The 15,791-nt window shown below is 61.6% G+C and carries 16 protein-coding genes; 6 read left to right on the forward strand and 10 right to left on the reverse strand.

What is annotated here, in order from left to right:
- Positions 1 to 34 precede the first annotated feature (34 nt).
- Complete coding sequence (uppP, locus tag F6V25_RS09470; protein WP_151128353.1) at positions 35 to 847, reverse strand: undecaprenyl-diphosphatase UppP; 813 nt, start codon at positions 845 to 847, stop codon at positions 35 to 37.
- 224 nt (positions 848 to 1,071) lie between these two features.
- Here uppP and F6V25_RS09475 point away from each other — a divergent pair, with 224 nt between their 5' ends.
- Positions 1,072 to 1,692: a DUF47 domain-containing protein gene (locus F6V25_RS09475; RefSeq protein WP_151128354.1), complete on the forward strand. Its 621-nt coding sequence runs from the start codon at positions 1,072 to 1,074 to the stop codon at positions 1,690 to 1,692.
- Positions 1,685 to 2,686, forward strand: coding sequence for an inorganic phosphate transporter (locus tag F6V25_RS09480; RefSeq protein WP_151128355.1), 1,002 nt, complete (start codon positions 1,685 to 1,687; stop codon positions 2,684 to 2,686). The genes F6V25_RS09475 and F6V25_RS09480 overlap by 8 nt, the downstream gene beginning before the upstream one ends.
- 72 nt (positions 2,687 to 2,758) lie before the next feature.
- On the opposite strand, the gene F6V25_RS09485 is transcribed toward F6V25_RS09480, so the two are convergent.
- Positions 2,759 to 3,241 carry a DUF2062 domain-containing protein gene (locus F6V25_RS09485; RefSeq protein ID WP_151128356.1) on the reverse strand — a complete coding sequence of 161 codons (483 nt, stop codon included), beginning with the start codon at positions 3,239 to 3,241 and terminating at the stop codon, positions 2,759 to 2,761.
- Between the two features lie 191 nt (positions 3,242 to 3,432).
- Between F6V25_RS09485 and F6V25_RS09490 the strand changes: the two genes are divergently transcribed.
- The 4 genes from F6V25_RS09490 (at position 3,433) to F6V25_RS09505 (ending at position 7,324) form a co-directional block, all read left to right on the forward strand.
- Complete coding sequence (locus tag F6V25_RS09490; RefSeq protein WP_151128357.1) at positions 3,433 to 3,870, forward strand: DMT family transporter; 438 nt, start codon at positions 3,433 to 3,435, stop codon at positions 3,868 to 3,870.
- 54 nt (positions 3,871 to 3,924) lie between these two features.
- Complete coding sequence (locus tag F6V25_RS09495; protein WP_151128358.1) at positions 3,925 to 5,643, forward strand: SulP family inorganic anion transporter; 1,719 nt, start codon at positions 3,925 to 3,927, stop codon at positions 5,641 to 5,643.
- A gap of 46 nt (positions 5,644 to 5,689) precedes the next feature.
- Positions 5,690 to 6,142, forward strand: coding sequence for a cupin domain-containing protein (locus F6V25_RS09500; protein ID WP_151128359.1), 453 nt, complete (start codon positions 5,690 to 5,692; stop codon positions 6,140 to 6,142).
- Between the two features lie 63 nt (positions 6,143 to 6,205).
- The gene (locus F6V25_RS09505) at positions 6,206 to 7,324 is read left to right on the forward strand and encodes an oxygen-binding di-iron domain-containing protein (protein ID WP_151128360.1); all 1,119 of its coding nucleotides are present in this window, start codon (positions 6,206 to 6,208) and stop codon (positions 7,322 to 7,324) included.
- Positions 7,325 to 7,407: 83 nt separating this feature from the next.
- Here the strand turns inward: F6V25_RS09505 and F6V25_RS09510 are convergent, their stop codons facing one another.
- The 8 genes from F6V25_RS09510 to F6V25_RS09545 form a co-directional block, all read right to left on the reverse strand.
- Positions 7,408 to 7,632: a sulfurtransferase TusA family protein gene (locus tag F6V25_RS09510; protein ID WP_149307229.1), complete on the reverse strand. Its 225-nt coding sequence runs from the start codon at positions 7,630 to 7,632 to the stop codon at positions 7,408 to 7,410.
- Between the two features lie 93 nt (positions 7,633 to 7,725).
- Positions 7,726 to 8,196, reverse strand: a complete 471-nt coding sequence (locus tag F6V25_RS09515; protein WP_151128361.1) for a hydrogenase iron-sulfur subunit — start codon at positions 8,194 to 8,196, stop codon at positions 7,726 to 7,728.
- Positions 8,193 to 10,130: a CoB--CoM heterodisulfide reductase iron-sulfur subunit A family protein gene (locus F6V25_RS09520; protein WP_151128362.1), complete on the reverse strand. Its 1,938-nt coding sequence runs from the start codon at positions 10,128 to 10,130 to the stop codon at positions 8,193 to 8,195. Before F6V25_RS09520 ends, F6V25_RS09515 begins: the two co-directional genes overlap by 4 nt.
- Complete coding sequence (locus tag F6V25_RS09525; RefSeq protein ID WP_151128363.1) at positions 10,127 to 10,606, reverse strand: hydrogenase maturation protease; 480 nt, start codon at positions 10,604 to 10,606, stop codon at positions 10,127 to 10,129. Before F6V25_RS09525 ends, F6V25_RS09520 begins: the two co-directional genes overlap by 4 nt.
- The gene (locus tag F6V25_RS09530; protein WP_151128364.1) at positions 10,606 to 12,096 is read right to left on the reverse strand and encodes a Ni/Fe hydrogenase subunit alpha; all 1,491 of its coding nucleotides are present in this window, start codon (positions 12,094 to 12,096) and stop codon (positions 10,606 to 10,608) included. The genes F6V25_RS09525 and F6V25_RS09530 overlap by 1 nt, the downstream gene beginning before the upstream one ends.
- Positions 12,093 to 13,097, reverse strand: coding sequence for an NADH-quinone oxidoreductase subunit B family protein (locus F6V25_RS09535; RefSeq protein WP_151128365.1), 1,005 nt, complete (start codon positions 13,095 to 13,097; stop codon positions 12,093 to 12,095). The genes F6V25_RS09530 and F6V25_RS09535 overlap by 4 nt, the downstream gene beginning before the upstream one ends.
- 304 nt (positions 13,098 to 13,401) lie before the next feature.
- The gene (locus F6V25_RS09540) at positions 13,402 to 13,881 is read right to left on the reverse strand and encodes a HyaD/HybD family hydrogenase maturation endopeptidase (protein ID WP_151128366.1); all 480 of its coding nucleotides are present in this window, start codon (positions 13,879 to 13,881) and stop codon (positions 13,402 to 13,404) included.
- A gap of 210 nt (positions 13,882 to 14,091) precedes the next feature.
- The gene (locus tag F6V25_RS09545) at positions 14,092 to 15,771 is read right to left on the reverse strand and encodes a nickel-dependent hydrogenase large subunit (RefSeq protein ID WP_151128367.1); all 1,680 of its coding nucleotides are present in this window, start codon (positions 15,769 to 15,771) and stop codon (positions 14,092 to 14,094) included.
- Positions 15,772 to 15,791: the final 20 nt, after the last annotated feature.

Raw genomic sequence — 15,791 nt, forward strand, 5'->3', positions numbered from 1 at the left:
TTGGATGTGTCACATTCCCTTCAGGGGAAGGGGGTTATCTTGCCATGATGAGGGCGATAACGACACCGCCCGCCAGCAGGCGATACCAGACAAACGGCGCGATACTCCGTTTCTGGACCATGCGCAACAGGAAAGCCACGCTGATGTAGCCGGTGACCGCCGACACGGCGATGCCGACCAGCATGGGAAGTCCTTCTCCGGCAGGGATGCCGTGTTTGGCCACGTGCAGCGTTTTGAACAGTGCCGCTCCGGCCACGATGGGGAGCGAGAGCAGGAAGGAAAACCGGGCCGCGCTCTCGCGGGTAAAGCCCAGCATCAGGCCGGCGGTGATGGTGATGCCCGAGCGGGAGACACCGGGGATCAGTGCCAGGCACTGGAACAGGCCGATGGTAAGGGCGCTGCCGGTTTTGACGTCGCTCAGGCCGTATCGTTTGCGTCCCCAACGGTCGGCAAGGCCCAGGATGATGCCGAAGACGATCAGGAAGACGGCGATCAGCAAGGGGCTCTCGCGGAAGACCTCCTCCATGGTCTGTTCGAAAAGCTTTCCGATCACACCGGCCGGCACCGTGGCAGCCAGGAGCAAAAACGGCAGCCGTTTGGCCGGCGTGTCCAGGGAGCGTGTTGCGATGGCGTCAAGGGCGGAGACCACCAGTTGGACGATGTCCTGGCGGAAATAGACCGCCAGGGCGATCAATGTGCCGAGATGCAGGGCCACATCGAAGGTCAGGCCCGATTCGGGCCATTTCAGAAACCAGGGCACCAGGATCAGGTGGGCGGAGCTGCTGACGGGGAGTACTTCGCAAAATCCCTGGAGGGCGCCGAGGACGACGGCGTGCAACATGTTCATGAACGATTCCTTTCTGGCAAGGGGCCGGGCTGACTACCCATCCGCCCGTCCCCCTCGAAAGGGGCAGAATACTGCAAGACAGACCCAAAGGCAACCGCCTAAACCGCTGCGTGACAGCCTCGTTACACCCCCGTGACATTTCTGTGGGAAGCGGCATAAAAACATGATATATATGATAGGTTTTTTACATTAATCGCAACGGCTCTACAACGATGGGAGGCGGAATGTTCGGATTGATCCCCAAGGAAGAAAAATTTTTTCAACTATTCAAGCAGATGACGGAAAACACCATTGAGGGTGCCCTGGCCCTCAAGGATATGCTCGACAATTTTGAGAACCCCGCTGCCAGCCAACGCAAAATCAAGGACATCGAACACAACGGCGACTCGCTCACCCACGAGATTATCCAGAAGCTGAACAAAACCTTTGTTACCCCCTTTGACCGGGAGGATATCTATGCCCTGTCCAGTGCCTTGGACGACATCCTCGATCTGATCGACGCCTCGGCCCAGCGGATTATCATGTATAACGTGGAAACCATTCCCCATGAGGCCAAGTCGCTCGGTTTCATCATCCTCCAGTCGTGCCAGGTCGTGGACAAGGCTGTCGCCATGCTGGGCAAACAGTCAAACGAACATATCTTCGAGGCGTGTGTGGAGATCAACGCCTTGGAAAACGAGGCCGACCGGGTATCCCGCGAGGCTATCAGCCGCCTGTTCGACGAGGAAAAGGACCCGATCCAACTGATCAAATGGAAGGAAATCTTCGAAACGCTGGAAAAAGCCACTGATAAGTGCGAAGACGCTGCCAATATCCTTGAGAGCGTGGTGGTGAAAAATGCTTGATCCGGTCTTGGTGATGCTTTGCCTGGTCATCCTGGCGGCGCTTCTGTTCGACTATATCAACGGGTTTCACGACACGGCCAATGCCATCGCAACCTGTGTCTCGACCCGGGCGCTCTCGGTAAAGGCCGCCATCTGCATGGCTGCGGTACTCAACTTTGCCGGCGCCATGATCTCCACCAAGGTGGCCTCCACCATCGGCAAAGGGATTGTGGACAGCGCCAACATCACCCAGATGGTGGTTTTGGCCGGTATCCTCGGCGCGATCATCTGGAACCTGATCACCTGGTATTACGGGCTTCCTTCTTCATCCTCCCATGCCATTATCGGCGGCCTCATGGGTTCGGTGTATGCCCATGCCGGCCTCGGCGCGCTTAAATGGGGGGGGCTGGAAAAGATCGTCCTTGCCCTGCTGGTCTCGCCCATATTGGGGACCATCGTTGGCTTCGCTTTCATGTTGTTCCTCTACCGCGTATTTCGTAACAGCGCTCCAAGTGCGCTCAACAAACATTTTCGCCGTTTGCAGGTCCTTTCGGCGGCCTTCATGGCCTTCTCCCATGGGACGGCTGATGCCCAGAAATCCATGGGGGTCATCACCATGGCGCTGGTCAGCTACGGTTTTCTGAAAACCTTCGCGGTTCCCTGGGAGGTGATGGTGGCCTGCGCCACCGCCATGGCCTGTGGAACGGCCCTGGGGGGGTGGCGTATCATCAAGACCGTGGGGCGTGATTTCGTCAAGCTCCAACCGGTGCACGGCTTCTGCGTGGAAACCGCTTCGGCCGGGGTTATCCTGGGGGCGTCGGCCCTGGGCATGCCCACCAGCACGACCCATGTCATCACGTCCACCATCCTGGGGGTCGGGCTTTCCAAACGGCTCACGGCGGTCAACTGGAAGGTGGCTCAGCGCATCGTGCTGGCCTGGGTGCTGACCATCCCGGCTTCGGGGCTGATGGCCTATCTGGCCTATCAGGTACTGAGTCCGCTGCTCGGCAGGTAGAGGCCGCTCCTTTGCGACAGGGGGTCTCACGGTATGCACAAAAAAGGCGGGCCACCTGCCCGCCTGCTCACCCTATTCCAAATCTTCTCCTACCTCTTCCATCTCCCTCGTTATCTCCGTCATTGAGGCATCCCGGCGTCGGAAGACGACCACCAGCCAATAGCAGAGAAAATAGGCCGCCACTGCCGAAATAAACCCGATGATGGAACACCCCAACAGCAAGGACTTGGCGTAGGGCTTGATATACTGCCATTCCAACCCCTTGAGCGCCAGTTCATTAACCGGCTTTCCCCGCAGGTATCTGCCGAGCTTGTAGCTGAGCGCCAAGGTCGGCACCACGGTAAACGGCGTGTTGACCCAGGCGCCGCTGATGCAACTGACCTTGTTGAGGCGAAAGACGAAAGCCAGGGCGATGGCCAGGGGGGTGTGGAGACCGAAGAAGGGGGTGAAGCTGATGAAAACACCGACTGCAAAGCCGGCCGCAATATGAGCGGGATGACCATCCAGCGACAGGAGGGCCTTGAACCGTTGTATGAGTTTTTTCTTATTGAACATTGTTACTCCAAACGCATGTAACTCTAAAGCCTCCGTGTTGCTCTTGTCAACTTTTCCGGCCATGGTGAGCCAAAATTGTTGACATTCGGCGTTTTCTCATACTAGTACCTATGCAGAGTACTGCGACGGTTTTGGCCCGAATGGGTAGTGATCGGCGTGGGGAACGTCGAGTGCGATGGAGGGGAAAAGCGGTGAGCAACATTCTACTTGTTGCACTGATGGTCTGCGGTGGCGTGGCGGTTGCGGTACAACCGTCGATCAATGCCCGGCTGGCCCAGAAGGTCGGCAGTTATGAAAGTTCCATGATCTCATTCGCCGTGGGAACGCTGGCCCTGTTGGTGGTGGTCATGCTCACCGGGCGCGGGACGTGGCGCGGCGTCACTGCCGCCAGTTGGTGGGAGTTGACCGGCGGCCTCCTGGGTGCCTTTTTCGTCACTCTGACGATCATTACCGTGCCGCGCCTGGGGACGGCAGCCGTCATGGCAGCGATCATCACCGGGCAATTGGCCGCCGGGGCGTTCCTGGATCACTTCGGACTGTTCGGGCTGCGCCACATGCCGTTCACCCCTCAGCGGTTCCTCGGCATCGTCCTTTTAGCTGCCGGTGCGGCACTCATAATCAGACGATAGGCATATTGGTGTTTCTATAATCAGCATCGGGAAAGGAATGGTACGAAAAATATCATGAAACAGAGCAAGCTGTCGCAATGGCTGCCCAAGTCCGTCCAGGCGCTCAAGGGCTATACGAGGGCCGATCTGGCGGCCGACACGACCAGCGGCATCACGGTCGGCCTGGTGGCCCTGCCGTTGGCCATGGCCTTCGGCATCTCCTCCGGCGTCACGCCCCAGGCCGGCATCTATACGGCGGTCATCGCCGGTTTCCTGATCTCGGCCCTGGGCGGCTCACGGACCCAGATCGGCGGTCCGACCGGGGCGTTCGTGGTGGTAATTGCCGCCATCATCGCCAGGCACGGCCTTTCGGGCCTGCTGATGGTCACCATGATGGCCGGCGTAATCCTGATCTTCCTGGGGTTGACCGGCCTGGGGAATGCGGTCAAATTCATACCCAGGCCGGTTGTCATCGGTTTTACCAACGGCATCGCCATCCTGATTGCCTCCACCCAGTTCAAGGATTTCCTGGGACTACGGGTGGCCGCCAAGGTGCCCAGCGAGTTCATCGAGCGGATGCGTTTCATCGTCCTGAACCTGGATAAGGCTGATCTGGCCGCCATTGTGCTGGCCGTGGCCTCCCTGGCCGTCATCCTGATCGTACCGCGTTTAACCCGCCGCATACCCGGTTCGATCGTCGCCCTGCTGGGTGCCACGGCCTGTGTCGCCCTGTTGGACCTCCCGGTGGAGACCATCGGCAGCAAATTCGGCGGCATCCCCACCGGCTTGCCCCATCTGCAGATTCCCCAGTTTCACCAGGAGTTGATTATTCCACTGCTTCCCTCGGCCCTTACCGTGGCGCTCCTGGCGGCTATCGAGAGTCTGCTCTCGGCGGTGGTGGCCGATTCCATGAGCGGCGACCGCCACAACTCCAATGTGGAACTGGTGGCCCAGGGGGTCGCCAACCTGACGGTGCCGCTGTTCGGCGGCATTCCGGTGACCGGCGCCATTGCCCGCACCGCCACCAACATTCGTTCCGGGGCGCGCTCTCCCTTCTCCGGTATTATCCACGCCCTGACCCTGCTCTGCATCATCATGTTCGCCGCGCCGCTGGCCCGCTTCATCCCCCTTGCCACCCTGGCTGCGGTGCTGTTCGTCGTGGCCTACAACATGGGCGAGTGGCACGAGATACCCATGATCCTGCGCCTCAACCGGAAAGAGATATCCGTCTGGCTGATCACCTTCGTCCTGACCGTGGTGGCCGACCTCACCATCGCCGTGGAGGTGGGCATGACCCTGGCGGCGCTCCTGTACATCTACCAGGTCTCGCGCACCACCGTGGTGGCGCCCCTGACGGCCGAGGCCATCGAAAAGGCCAAGGCTCACATCGTGCAGGATCACAGTATCCCCCATTACATCAGCATGTTTCACGTGCAGGGGCCGCTTTTGTTCGGCGCGGCGGAAAAACTGGCCCGCATGGCCAATTCGGTGGAACGCCTGCAACCGATCGTTATCCTGAGGCTGCGCTATATGACCGCTATCGACGCCACCGGCCTGTATGCCATCGAACAATTCAACGAAAAACTCCGCGAATCGGGGCGGACGCTGCTCCTGTGCGGCACCCGGGGCCAGCCCAAAAGACTGATCTACACCTCGAACCTGCCCCATCTCCTGGGGGCGCGTAATATCCTGCCCAACATCAGTTCGGCCCTGCACCGGGCCGAGGATATCAACGGACAGTTCGGCGGGATCGGTGACGAGGCGGCCGCCGGGTTGGCGGAGGCCCCGGTATAGCCACTGACCTGCGGCCGGGAACGACCGCCACGAAAGGAGCGACGGCATGAAGACTCGATTCGTAACAATCATCCTGATTACGTTGTGGGGAACAGCGGTTGCTGTTACCTGTCGGGCCGACGGCTATGCCGGTGTTACGAGCCGTAAGCTGCTGACCACCTCTACGGCCAGCAACGGTCAGAAGATCTCCTATCTGGCCACCGACCAGCCGGAGGTCACGGCGCTGGTGGTGGAACTCCCCCCCGGCGGCGAGACCGGCTGGCATCTGCACACCGCGCCGGTCTACGCCTATGTGTTGTCCGGTTCCCTGGACGTGGAGATGGCCGACGGCAGGAGTTATGTCTTCCGGCAGGGGGACGCCATCGTGGGGGTACAGAATCTTGCCCAGAACGTCAGGACCGTGGGCAATGGGCCGGCCCGGCTGGTGGTTTTCTCTACCGGCGAACAGGACCGTCCCAATGTGGTAAAGGTGGAGAGGCCGAAAAGGGTGCTTGAATAGCACCAGGAGGGCGCCTTGTCGCAAAGGTGCCGCACCAGACTATCATGGGTGGGAGGAACGGGCATGGCAGCAGCGACGGAGAACCTTGACGAGGCGGTGGAGATCAGCGACGGCATTTTTTGGGTGGGGACGGGCAGTAAATCGTTTTTAAATCGCAACAGTTACCTGAGGTTATTCAACGGCGGCAGCCAGAATGCCGCCATGCTGATGGACCCGGGCCCAACCTCGGATTTCGACACGGTCGTGGCCAAGGTGGTCAGCGCTGCCGGCGACATCGCAAAGGTCAACATGCTGTTCGTCAACCACCAGGACCCGGACGTGGTCGGCAGCCTGCCGCTGTTGGCCAAGCTCAACCCCCACGCTCTTTTTCTCGCCAGCGAGGATACCTGGCGGCTGGTCAGCCTGAACGGCCTGCAAGGCAGGGATTTCCGCCCCGTGGAGCGTTTCAGGAATATGCGCATCTCGCTCCCCTCGGGGCACCGCCTGAAATTCATTCCGACCCCTTTCTGCCATTTTCGGGGCGCCTGCATGGTATACGACCTGGAATCGCGGATACTCTTTACCGGCGACCTGTTCGGTGGAATCGCCGCCTCGGGGCTCTGGGCTGACGCCACCAACTGGGCGGGCATCAAAGCCTTCCATCAGCTCTACATGCCGAGCAACGATGCCATCCGGCTGGCGGTCCGGAGGATCAGGGCACTGGACCCGCAGCCGATCATGCTGGCTCCCCAGCACGGCGGCCTCATCCAGGGTGACCTGATCGGCGATTTCCTCGATCGCATGGAGCAACTCCAGGTGGGGCTGGATATCATCATCTCCCTGAACGATAAGCTGCCGGCGCTGATCGCCGCCCTCAACGAGATCATCGCTGCCGTGCGCGCGGTGCTGGGTGAGGAGCCGACGCGCACGGTGATGGGCTATTTTCAGCCCGACGGCAGTTACCCCGCCTTTTTCGCTCTCTCCAAGGAGGGTACGGTGATGGACATCAAGGGGGACGCGATGGAATCGGTGGAATCGCTGATTCGCGCCTTCTTCAGGCATGCCGATGTCCCCCAGAAAAGTATCCTCAAGGCACGCATCCTGCGGATGCTACTCGATCACAACCTGCCTCCCTTCGACATGCTGCTGGAACAGGAGGGGGGCGTGGCGGTGGAACTGCTCGAGGAGGTCCGTGAGGAGTGACGCCGCTGTGGTGTTTGAGCAGAAAAAAGGCCGGCTCTCCATTGAGAACCGGCCTTTTGCGTGTGAAATGGAACCGCCGCGGATCAGAATTTTATCTGAACACGTTTCTTGCCGCCACCTTCATCCTTGACCCAGAGGAGAGTCTTCTTCGAGCGGTTGCACCATTCCCGGACGTCGTTTTCGAATGTGGAGCAGTCGGCGACGACTTCCAGGATATCGCCGGGCTTCATCTTTGTTGCCAGAATGCTGACCTTCAGGGTTGGCTGGGGGCATTTCATTCCCAGACAGTCAAGTGTTTGTGTCGCCATTGTTAACCTCCCTATGTGTGATGTGTTACCAAACCCCATTAAGCGGGATATGTGGATTCGTCTGCGGGGTGGTTCATGCTGCAATCACTTATCTTATCGTCCTGGGGCCGTGTCACCCAGCGCGCGAATGGAAGCGACGAAGTCGTTCGTCACCTGGGAAAATTTCTCCGCCTCTGCCGCGGAAACGTAATCGAAATAGAAGCGAGCCGGATCGACGCCGAGTTGGGGCATCATCCGTTCCAACAGTTCGGCGCGGCAGAAGGCCCTAAGGTTTCCCTCCTTATAGTGGCAGTCGCCCGGGTGGCAGGCCAGCACCATCACCCCGTCGGCACCCTTCTGGAACGTCTCCAGAATCAGGGTCGGTTCGACCCGGCCGGAACACATGACGCGCACGACCGACAGTTCGGCAGGTACGGGCAGTTGGTTCATGCCGGTCTTGTCCGCTCCGGCGTAGGAGCACCAGTTGCAGAGAAAGGCCACGATCCTGACCTCGCCCGGGACGCCGGCCTCCACCTCCTTCGTGGCGGGGTGTGGTGCCACATTCGGCATTGTTTGGCAGCTCATGATACTACCCCCTCAATCTCGGCGCGCAGCATGGCGCGGGAAAACCCTTGGGCCGTAATGGCTCCCGCCGGACAAACAGCCACGCAGGTGCCGCAGCCCCGGCAGAGAATGTCCGATATATCGGCAGCCTTGGTGCCCTCATCCCAGGAGATGGCCTTGTAGGGGCAGACCCTGATGCAGCTCTTGCATCCGGCGCATTGCTCCGCATCTACGACCGCCACCTGGGGATCGACCGTCAGGTCGCGCCCCTCCACCAGTTCCGAGAGCGCAACGCCGGCCGCTGCGGTACCCGAGGCAAAGGCCTCGCGGATATCTCCCGGCCCGCGGCAAGTGCCGGCCAGATAGACCCCCTTGAGCGGGCTGAGAAAGGAGCCGGAGAGGGCATGAATGGGGGCGATGAAACCAGCGTCGTCCAGGCCCAACTCCAGGAGGCGCGCTGTTTGCGTCGTCCCGGAGCCGGGGACCGTGGGCCCGCAGAGCACGATCATGTCCGCGGGGACCTCGGCGCCGTTCGACCCGCAGACGATAACACGGCCATTCGGCGTTTCGGCCAGCGTCAGGTCGCCCAGGCCGTCATAGCGGACCACATGACTGTGATCGTGGCTAAAGAGACGGGCGGCGTTGATCCCGGGAACCACCTGCTCCCTGATCAGGCGGGTGACGGTCAGTCCCTCCTGTTTCGCGCCGGCGATATGGGCATATTTCAGGGCCGCCTGGCAGCAGGTGCCCGAACAGTAGGTGACGGCGTCGTCGAACGACCCTGCACACTGCACGATGGCCAGGGAAGCGGGAGCGGAACCGTCCCCTTTGACGAGTTCGCCGCCGCTGGGGCCGGTCATGGCCAGCAGCCGCTCGAAGGCATAGGCGGAGAAGACGTTGTCCTTACTCGCGAACGTGGGCGGGACGACCGGCAACTCCTCGGCCCCGGTGGCCACGATGATGGCTCCGACCTCCACCACACTATCACGGATTGTGTCGTCGAAGTCAAGGGCGCCCTCCAGCGGGCATTCGGCCAGGCAGGCCCCGCACTCCTGGCCGTTCAGCTTCAGGCAGCGGCCGGCATCCACATGGGGAAGGTTGGGGAGCGCGCCGACAAACGGACCATCCACGGCAGCCAGTTCACCGCCGCAGTTCCAGGGGTTTTCCCGGCGCTCCGGGCAGACGGCGGCGCAGACCATGCAGCCGATGCAGAGTTCGGGATCGACGTACCGGGGCTGTTGGCGCAGGGAGAGCTGCCAGTTGCCAAAGCTCCCCTTGACCTCGGTCACCTCCGCCAGGGTGAGGAGCTTGATGCGCTCGCTTTCTGGTCCGTGGAGCAGTTCGCCCATGCCCGGCTCAAGCAAGCAGGGACCGCACTCCAGGTTGGGGAACAGTTCTTCGAAGCGCACCGGCATGCCGCCGAAAAAGGGTTCCCTTTCGATCAGCGTCACCATGCGGCCGGCCCGGGCCAGGGTAAGGGCCGCCTGGATGCCGGCCGGGCCGGCGCCGATGACGGCCACGTCGGTCCGTACCGGGACATGGCGCTCCACAAGCGGCCGGTGGTGTTGGACCCGCTTCAGGGCCGCGCCGATCAGGCGTGCCGCCTTGCGCGTCGCCTGGGCGGGATCGGCGGTAACCCACGCCACCTGTTCGCGGACGTTGATCATCTGGAGGTAATAGGGGTTGATGCCGGCTGAGGCCAGGAGGGTGCGAAAGGTCCGCTCGTGCTCCCGCGGCGAACAGGCCGCAACCACGACCCGCTCCGGCTTTTCTTCCTTCAGCCAGGTGGCCAGTTTTTCCAGGTTCTCGGCACCGCAGGCCAGCTCATCGGTCGTGACGACCGGCGTGTCCGGGTGTTCGGCCAGTTGGGCCCGTACCGTGTCCCAATCGATCTTCTCGGTGATGATGCCGCTGCAGGTGCACAGGATGACGGCAGTTTTGGGTTGCTTGTTCATGGCGCCTCCGCGGGTGAACCCGCATTTTTTCGGGCGAGGATGGAGCGGACGGCGGCACAAGCCCGCTGTACCGCCGCTTCTACCTCGGGAGTAAGGGCTTCGCTGAATGTGGTGACATCCCTGGCGACCACGGCAACCAGGCTGATGTCCGAGGCGTCGGGGAGCGGCATCCCCATGGCCCGGCCGATGTCGAGCGCCTCGGGAAGATCGCAATCGTGGCTGCACGCCGCATTGTGGGATGCCCTTTGGATGCCGCTCACGACCACCTCGCCCGGGGGAAGGTTCTCGTCGAGCAGCGCATCGATGATGATGGCACCCCGGGTGCCGGACAGCTCCTCCAACAGCAACAGGCCGCCGGCATGGGCCTCCACGAAACGGACGCCGGGATACCCCGCTCCGGCAAGTTCGCGGACGACCCGGGGGCCGACACTGTCATCCGCGAGAAACGGTGATCCCAGGCCGATAACCACCATCATCAGCCCCGGCTGATCCGGTCGAGAATGGTGCCGTCGTCGGAGCGGCGAACCGTGACCTCCAGCGGCGCGGTGCCGATGGCGTGGGTTGCGCAGGAACAACAGGGATCGTACAGGCGGAACGCCATCTCGACCCGGTTGAGGATGCCGTCGCTGACTACACCCTTGTGGATCAGCCCCTTGGCGGCCTTGGCGATGGACATGCCGATGGGGGCGTTGTTGTTGGTTGTCCCGACCACCAGGTTGACGCTGGTGAGGATGCCGTGCTCATCGCAAGTGAAATGGTGCGTCAGGGTCCCGCGTGGGGCCTCCACGGAACCGATGCCGACACCGGCACGACAGGACACGGCCTGTCGCACATTCGGGTCGCACAGGTCGGGGTGGTCGGCCAGCTCCTGCATCCGTTCCGCCGCATAGAGCAGCTCTATCAGACGCGCCCAGTGGGTGGCGAGCCGATGATGAACCGGGCTATTGCGGCCGCCCGGGCCGGTGCCGCGGCAGCCGAAGGCATCGAAGAACCGCTCGAATTCCGCTTGGGCGCGGGGCGTCGCCATCCGGTCGGCCACGTTGAGCCGCGCCAGGGGCGTTGCCTGGTAGACGCCGCTCTCGGGACCGTCCACGAACCCTTTCCAGCCGATCTTCTTCAGGTAGGGGAACTTGACGTAGGTCCAAGGCTCCACGTGCTCGGCAATATGGTCCAGGTACTCCTGGGGGCGGTAGCGGGTGAACTCGTAGCCGGCCGGGTCCACGACCCGGATGGTGCCGTCGTAGAAGTTTGGGGCGTTATGGGCGTCTACGGTGCCCATGGAATAGGTCTGGTGGGCGTAGAGGTCGCCCTGTACCAGGTCGCGATAGGCCGCGTTGCCCAGGACGATCCTATGGAAGGTTTCCAGGGAGAACAGGGCGAATTCGATGTTCTGCCGGGCGATCTGCCGGGCCTCGTCGGCGATCTCCGGGGTGACCGCCACGCTCCAGCCTCCGGGTAGGGCGCCGCAGAGATGGACGCCCCGGCCGCCGAGTTTCTTGATCAGCTCGTGATTACGCGCCCGGCAGGCGATGACCGCTTTGCCGGCATCCAGGCCGACCTTGCGGATCACACCGAGGATATTGCGTTCTTCCTTGGGGGCATCGGGGCCGACGATGAAATCGGGTCCGCCGAGGCAGTAGAAATGGGTAGTATGGTCGGTGACGAAAAACGCGCTGTAGATCAACTCCCGGATTCGGGCCGCCGCAGGGAGACAGGGGGTCCCGAACAGCTCGTCGAGGGCCTTGGCCGCGGCGATGTGGTGGGCTTCGGGACATACCCCGCAGATGCGGTTGGTGATGTTGGGCATCTCCTCGGCCTGGCGGCCGACGCAGAACGACTCGAAGCCGCGCAGCTCGGGAACCTGAAAGTAGGCGGAAACCACCTCGCCGGCGTCGTCCAGGAAGATCTCGATCCTGCCGTGCCCCTCAAGGCGGGTGATGGGGTCGATGGTGATGCGTTGATTCATTGTTCAATCTCCGGGCTACGGTCGGCAACCACGGTCGTTGCCAGGGTGTAGCGATAAAAGGTCCCGAGCGGATCGGCCACGCCGGCCAGGGCGTTGCGCAGATGGGCGTGGATATCGGCTTCCGCCTTGCCGCTGGACTCTCCGGGATCGACGACCGCGGCCAAGGCGGAGAGCGCGGCTGCGCCGGGATCGGCATCCCGGTCGAGAGCGCCGTAGCAGCCGGTACAGGGCATGGCGACGGCGGGGCAGAGGGCACCGCAACCGCCGTGGGTGGCCGTGCCGATGCAGGCGAACCCCTGCTCGGCCAGGCACCAGCCAGCCTCGGGAAGCGCCTCAAAAGGGCGTATCAGGCGGGCGGCCAGGGAACCGCGTTTTTCGCGGCTGCATTGGTCGCAGACGGCCCGGGCCGTGCAGCCGAGCAGCGTACCGCTTTCCGGCAACGGTTTACCCGAGGCGACGTGACGGATGACGGCGACGATCTGTTCCGGTTCGGGCGGGCAGCCCGGCATGGTGTAGTCAACCGTCACGGCCTCGTGCACGGCCAGCACCCGTTGGAGGAATGCCGGCAACTCCAGCTCACCGCCCGGTACGGGGGAGGTTGCCCCCGGGATCAGTCCTTGGGCGTTATCGGCGCTTGCCGAGGTGCGGAAAACGGTTTTGAGCACATGGCCGATGCCGTGCTGGTTGGCCAGGGCCGGGATGCCGCCGCTGGCGGCGCAGGCGCCGAAGGCGACGAACAGTTGGGACTTGCGGCGCAGCAGTTCGGCCATCTCAAGGTTCTCCTCGGTCCGCAGGGCGCCATTGAACAGGGTCAGGAAGATCGCCTTGTCGGGCAACGCCTCGATATCCGCCCGTTTGGTGTCCAGGAGACAGGGGCAGAACATGAAATCGAAGTGGCTATCGACCTCCAGGAGCGCCTCGTTGATGTTTGCCAGGGCGATTTCGCAACCGCCGCAGGATGCGGCCCAGTACATGGCGAGTTTTGGTTTGAGGGTTGGCATTGCGCCTCCTTTGTGTCGTGGTCAGAGCCGGTCGGCGATGGCCGCATCGCTGAGGGAGTTGATCGATTCGTGCGCGGAACCGCACTCATGTGCCGGTCTGTCGGCAACGTGCGAGAGATTCTGGGATTGCTGTGCCACCGCCGCGATCGGTGAAGGGCCGGCCGAGACACGTTTTCGGAGCGTCCGGCTACGGAGGGATGGACACAAGGCGCAGGTATTTAACATGGTCAGGATTGCTAAAGCCCTTCCATACACGCGATGAAGGAATCTAACTCGGCGGCTGTCAGTCCGCCGAGTTTAGCATTCAGCACTTTTCAACGGGGCTCCCCGAGGCCGTAATCTCGGCAACAACCAGTTCGGCCAGGCCCGGAAGCTTCCCCGCCAACAGGGGCGACAACTCGGCACCCGCCTCGTAGGAAGCAGGGATGATGCCGAACAGGGTTACCTTCTCGGGACAGCGATCACGGATTTCGGAGAGCGCCAGCACCTCCTGGATGCCGATCTGGTGGGGCGACATCTTGATGGGCAGTTTGCCCAGCATGAAGTCATCCTTCTCGTAGCGATAGATATCTCCCGGCTCGCCTTTGGCCTCGATGACGTCCACCAGAAAGACTTGGTCGGCTTCCTCCAACATGTGGCAGACCATGATGCCGAGCGTCCCGCCGTCGTACAGGGTGACGTCGTCGGGGAAAACGTAGTGTTTCTGTAGGTACTCAATAAAGTGGACCCCAAAGCCTTCATCGGAGAGGAGCAGGTTGCCGGCGCCGAAGATAAGTGTTTTCATCGTATTATCCTTTTCCATCACTAAGAGGTCGTTTCAAACTACTACGGACTGGGATGCGCTTCAATCGCTTGCAGCACGTTACAACCCCTGCCAAAGACACAAAGAGCACAAAGGCGACTGACAACAGGAACATGCGACTCGTTTGCTCTAAGTCTCTTCACTGTTGTCAGCGCCCATTGTGCTTCTGTTGCGAGAGTTGCTCCGTGACGACTACATTACCTTGACGTTCGTGATCTCTTTCCCTTCCGGATCGATGGTATGCACCGCACAGGCGATACAGGGGTCGAAGGAGTGGATGGTCCGCAGCACTTCCAGCGGCTTGTCTGCCTGTGCCACGGGGTTGCCGACCAACGAGGCCTCATACGGGCCGAGCTGGCCTTTGTCGTCACGCGGCGAGGCGTTCCAGGTCGAGGGGACAACGGCCTGGTAGTTCTTGATCTTGCGGTTTTCGATCACGATCCAGTGAGACAGGGTGCCGCGCGGCGCTTCGTGGAAACCGACGCCCTTGTACTCGCCTTTGGGGATCTCGGTGGGATTGGCGTAGACCTTGTCGCCTTTGCCCACGTTTTCCACCAGCTTGTCCAGATACTCCAGAGAGTAGTCGGCCATCAGGTGGGCACGGATGGCGCGAGCGCCGAGACGGCCCATGGTGGAGTGCAGGTCGTTCACGCCCACACCGATCTTGGCGCAGCTTGCGTCCACCAGTTTCCTGACCTTTTCGTTGCCGCCGGCATAGGCGGCAAACAACTGAGCCGGTGGACCGACCTGAACCGGTTTGCCGTCCAGGCGGGGAGCCTTGCACCACGTGTATTTGCCGTTATCCTGGAAGTCCGTGTAATTGGGTTTGGTCTCGCCGTCCCAGGGGTGCAGGGTGCCGTTTCCTTCGTACCAGGCGTGGGACACGTTTTCCTTGATGTTGGCGATCAGGTCCAGGTCCTGGTGGTTGGTGATGATGCGTGCTTTCTTGATGTCGCCGCCGTTGATGATGGCTCCCGGCAGGGCGAACTTGGTGTTTTTGGTGTCCTCGGGCATCTCCGGCACGGCCAGGTAGTTGACCACGCCGCGGCCGTATTTGAACCAATCCTTGTAGATGGAGGCGATGGCCACCATGTCCGGATAGTAGACCTGCTGGACGAATTCGCGGGTCTCCGTCATCAGGCTCTTCAGGGCGGCGATCTTCTCCATGTTGAGGGTGGCCAGGTTTTCCATGTTGATGGCGGTAGCGACACCGCCGACGCACAGGTTCTGGATGTGGGGGTTCTTGCCCCCCAGAATGGCGATGGCCTGGGCGGCTTTGCGCTGATAATCCAGGGCGTTGAGGTAATGGGCAACTGCCATGAGGTTGGCCTCGGGCGGCAGTTTCATGGCCGGGTGACCCCAGTAACCGGAGGCGAAGATGCCGAGACGGCCGGTTTCGACGAAGGATTTCAGTTTCTGCTGGACGGCCTTGAATTCGGTTTCACTGTTGCCCGGCCAGTTGGAGATGGACTGGGCCAGCTGAGCGGTCTTCTTGGGGTCGGCCTTGAGGGCCGAGACCACGTCCACCCAGTCCAGGGCGGACAGGTGGTAGAAGTGGACGATATGGTCCTGCACCGAGTGCTGGGCCATGATGATGTTCCTGATGTACTGGGCGTTCATCGGGACATCGACCTTGAGGGCGTGCTCCACCGAGCGGATCGAGGAGATGGCGTGGACCGTGGTGCAAACGCCGCAGAAACGCTGGGCGTAAATCCAGGCATCCTGGGGGGGGCGGTCTTTCAGAATGGTTTCGATACCACGCCACATCTGGGCGGACGACCAGGCATTGGTGACGACGCCACCGTTTACTTCAGCATCAATTCTCAGGTGACCTTCGATACGGGTGATCGGGTCAAGGGTAATGCGGGCCATGTATTTCCTCCGTTATCGGT

Source organism: Oryzomonas japonica (genome assembly GCF_008802365.1).
Taxonomy (GTDB): domain Bacteria; phylum Desulfobacterota; class Desulfuromonadia; order Geobacterales; family Pseudopelobacteraceae; genus Oryzomonas; species Oryzomonas japonica.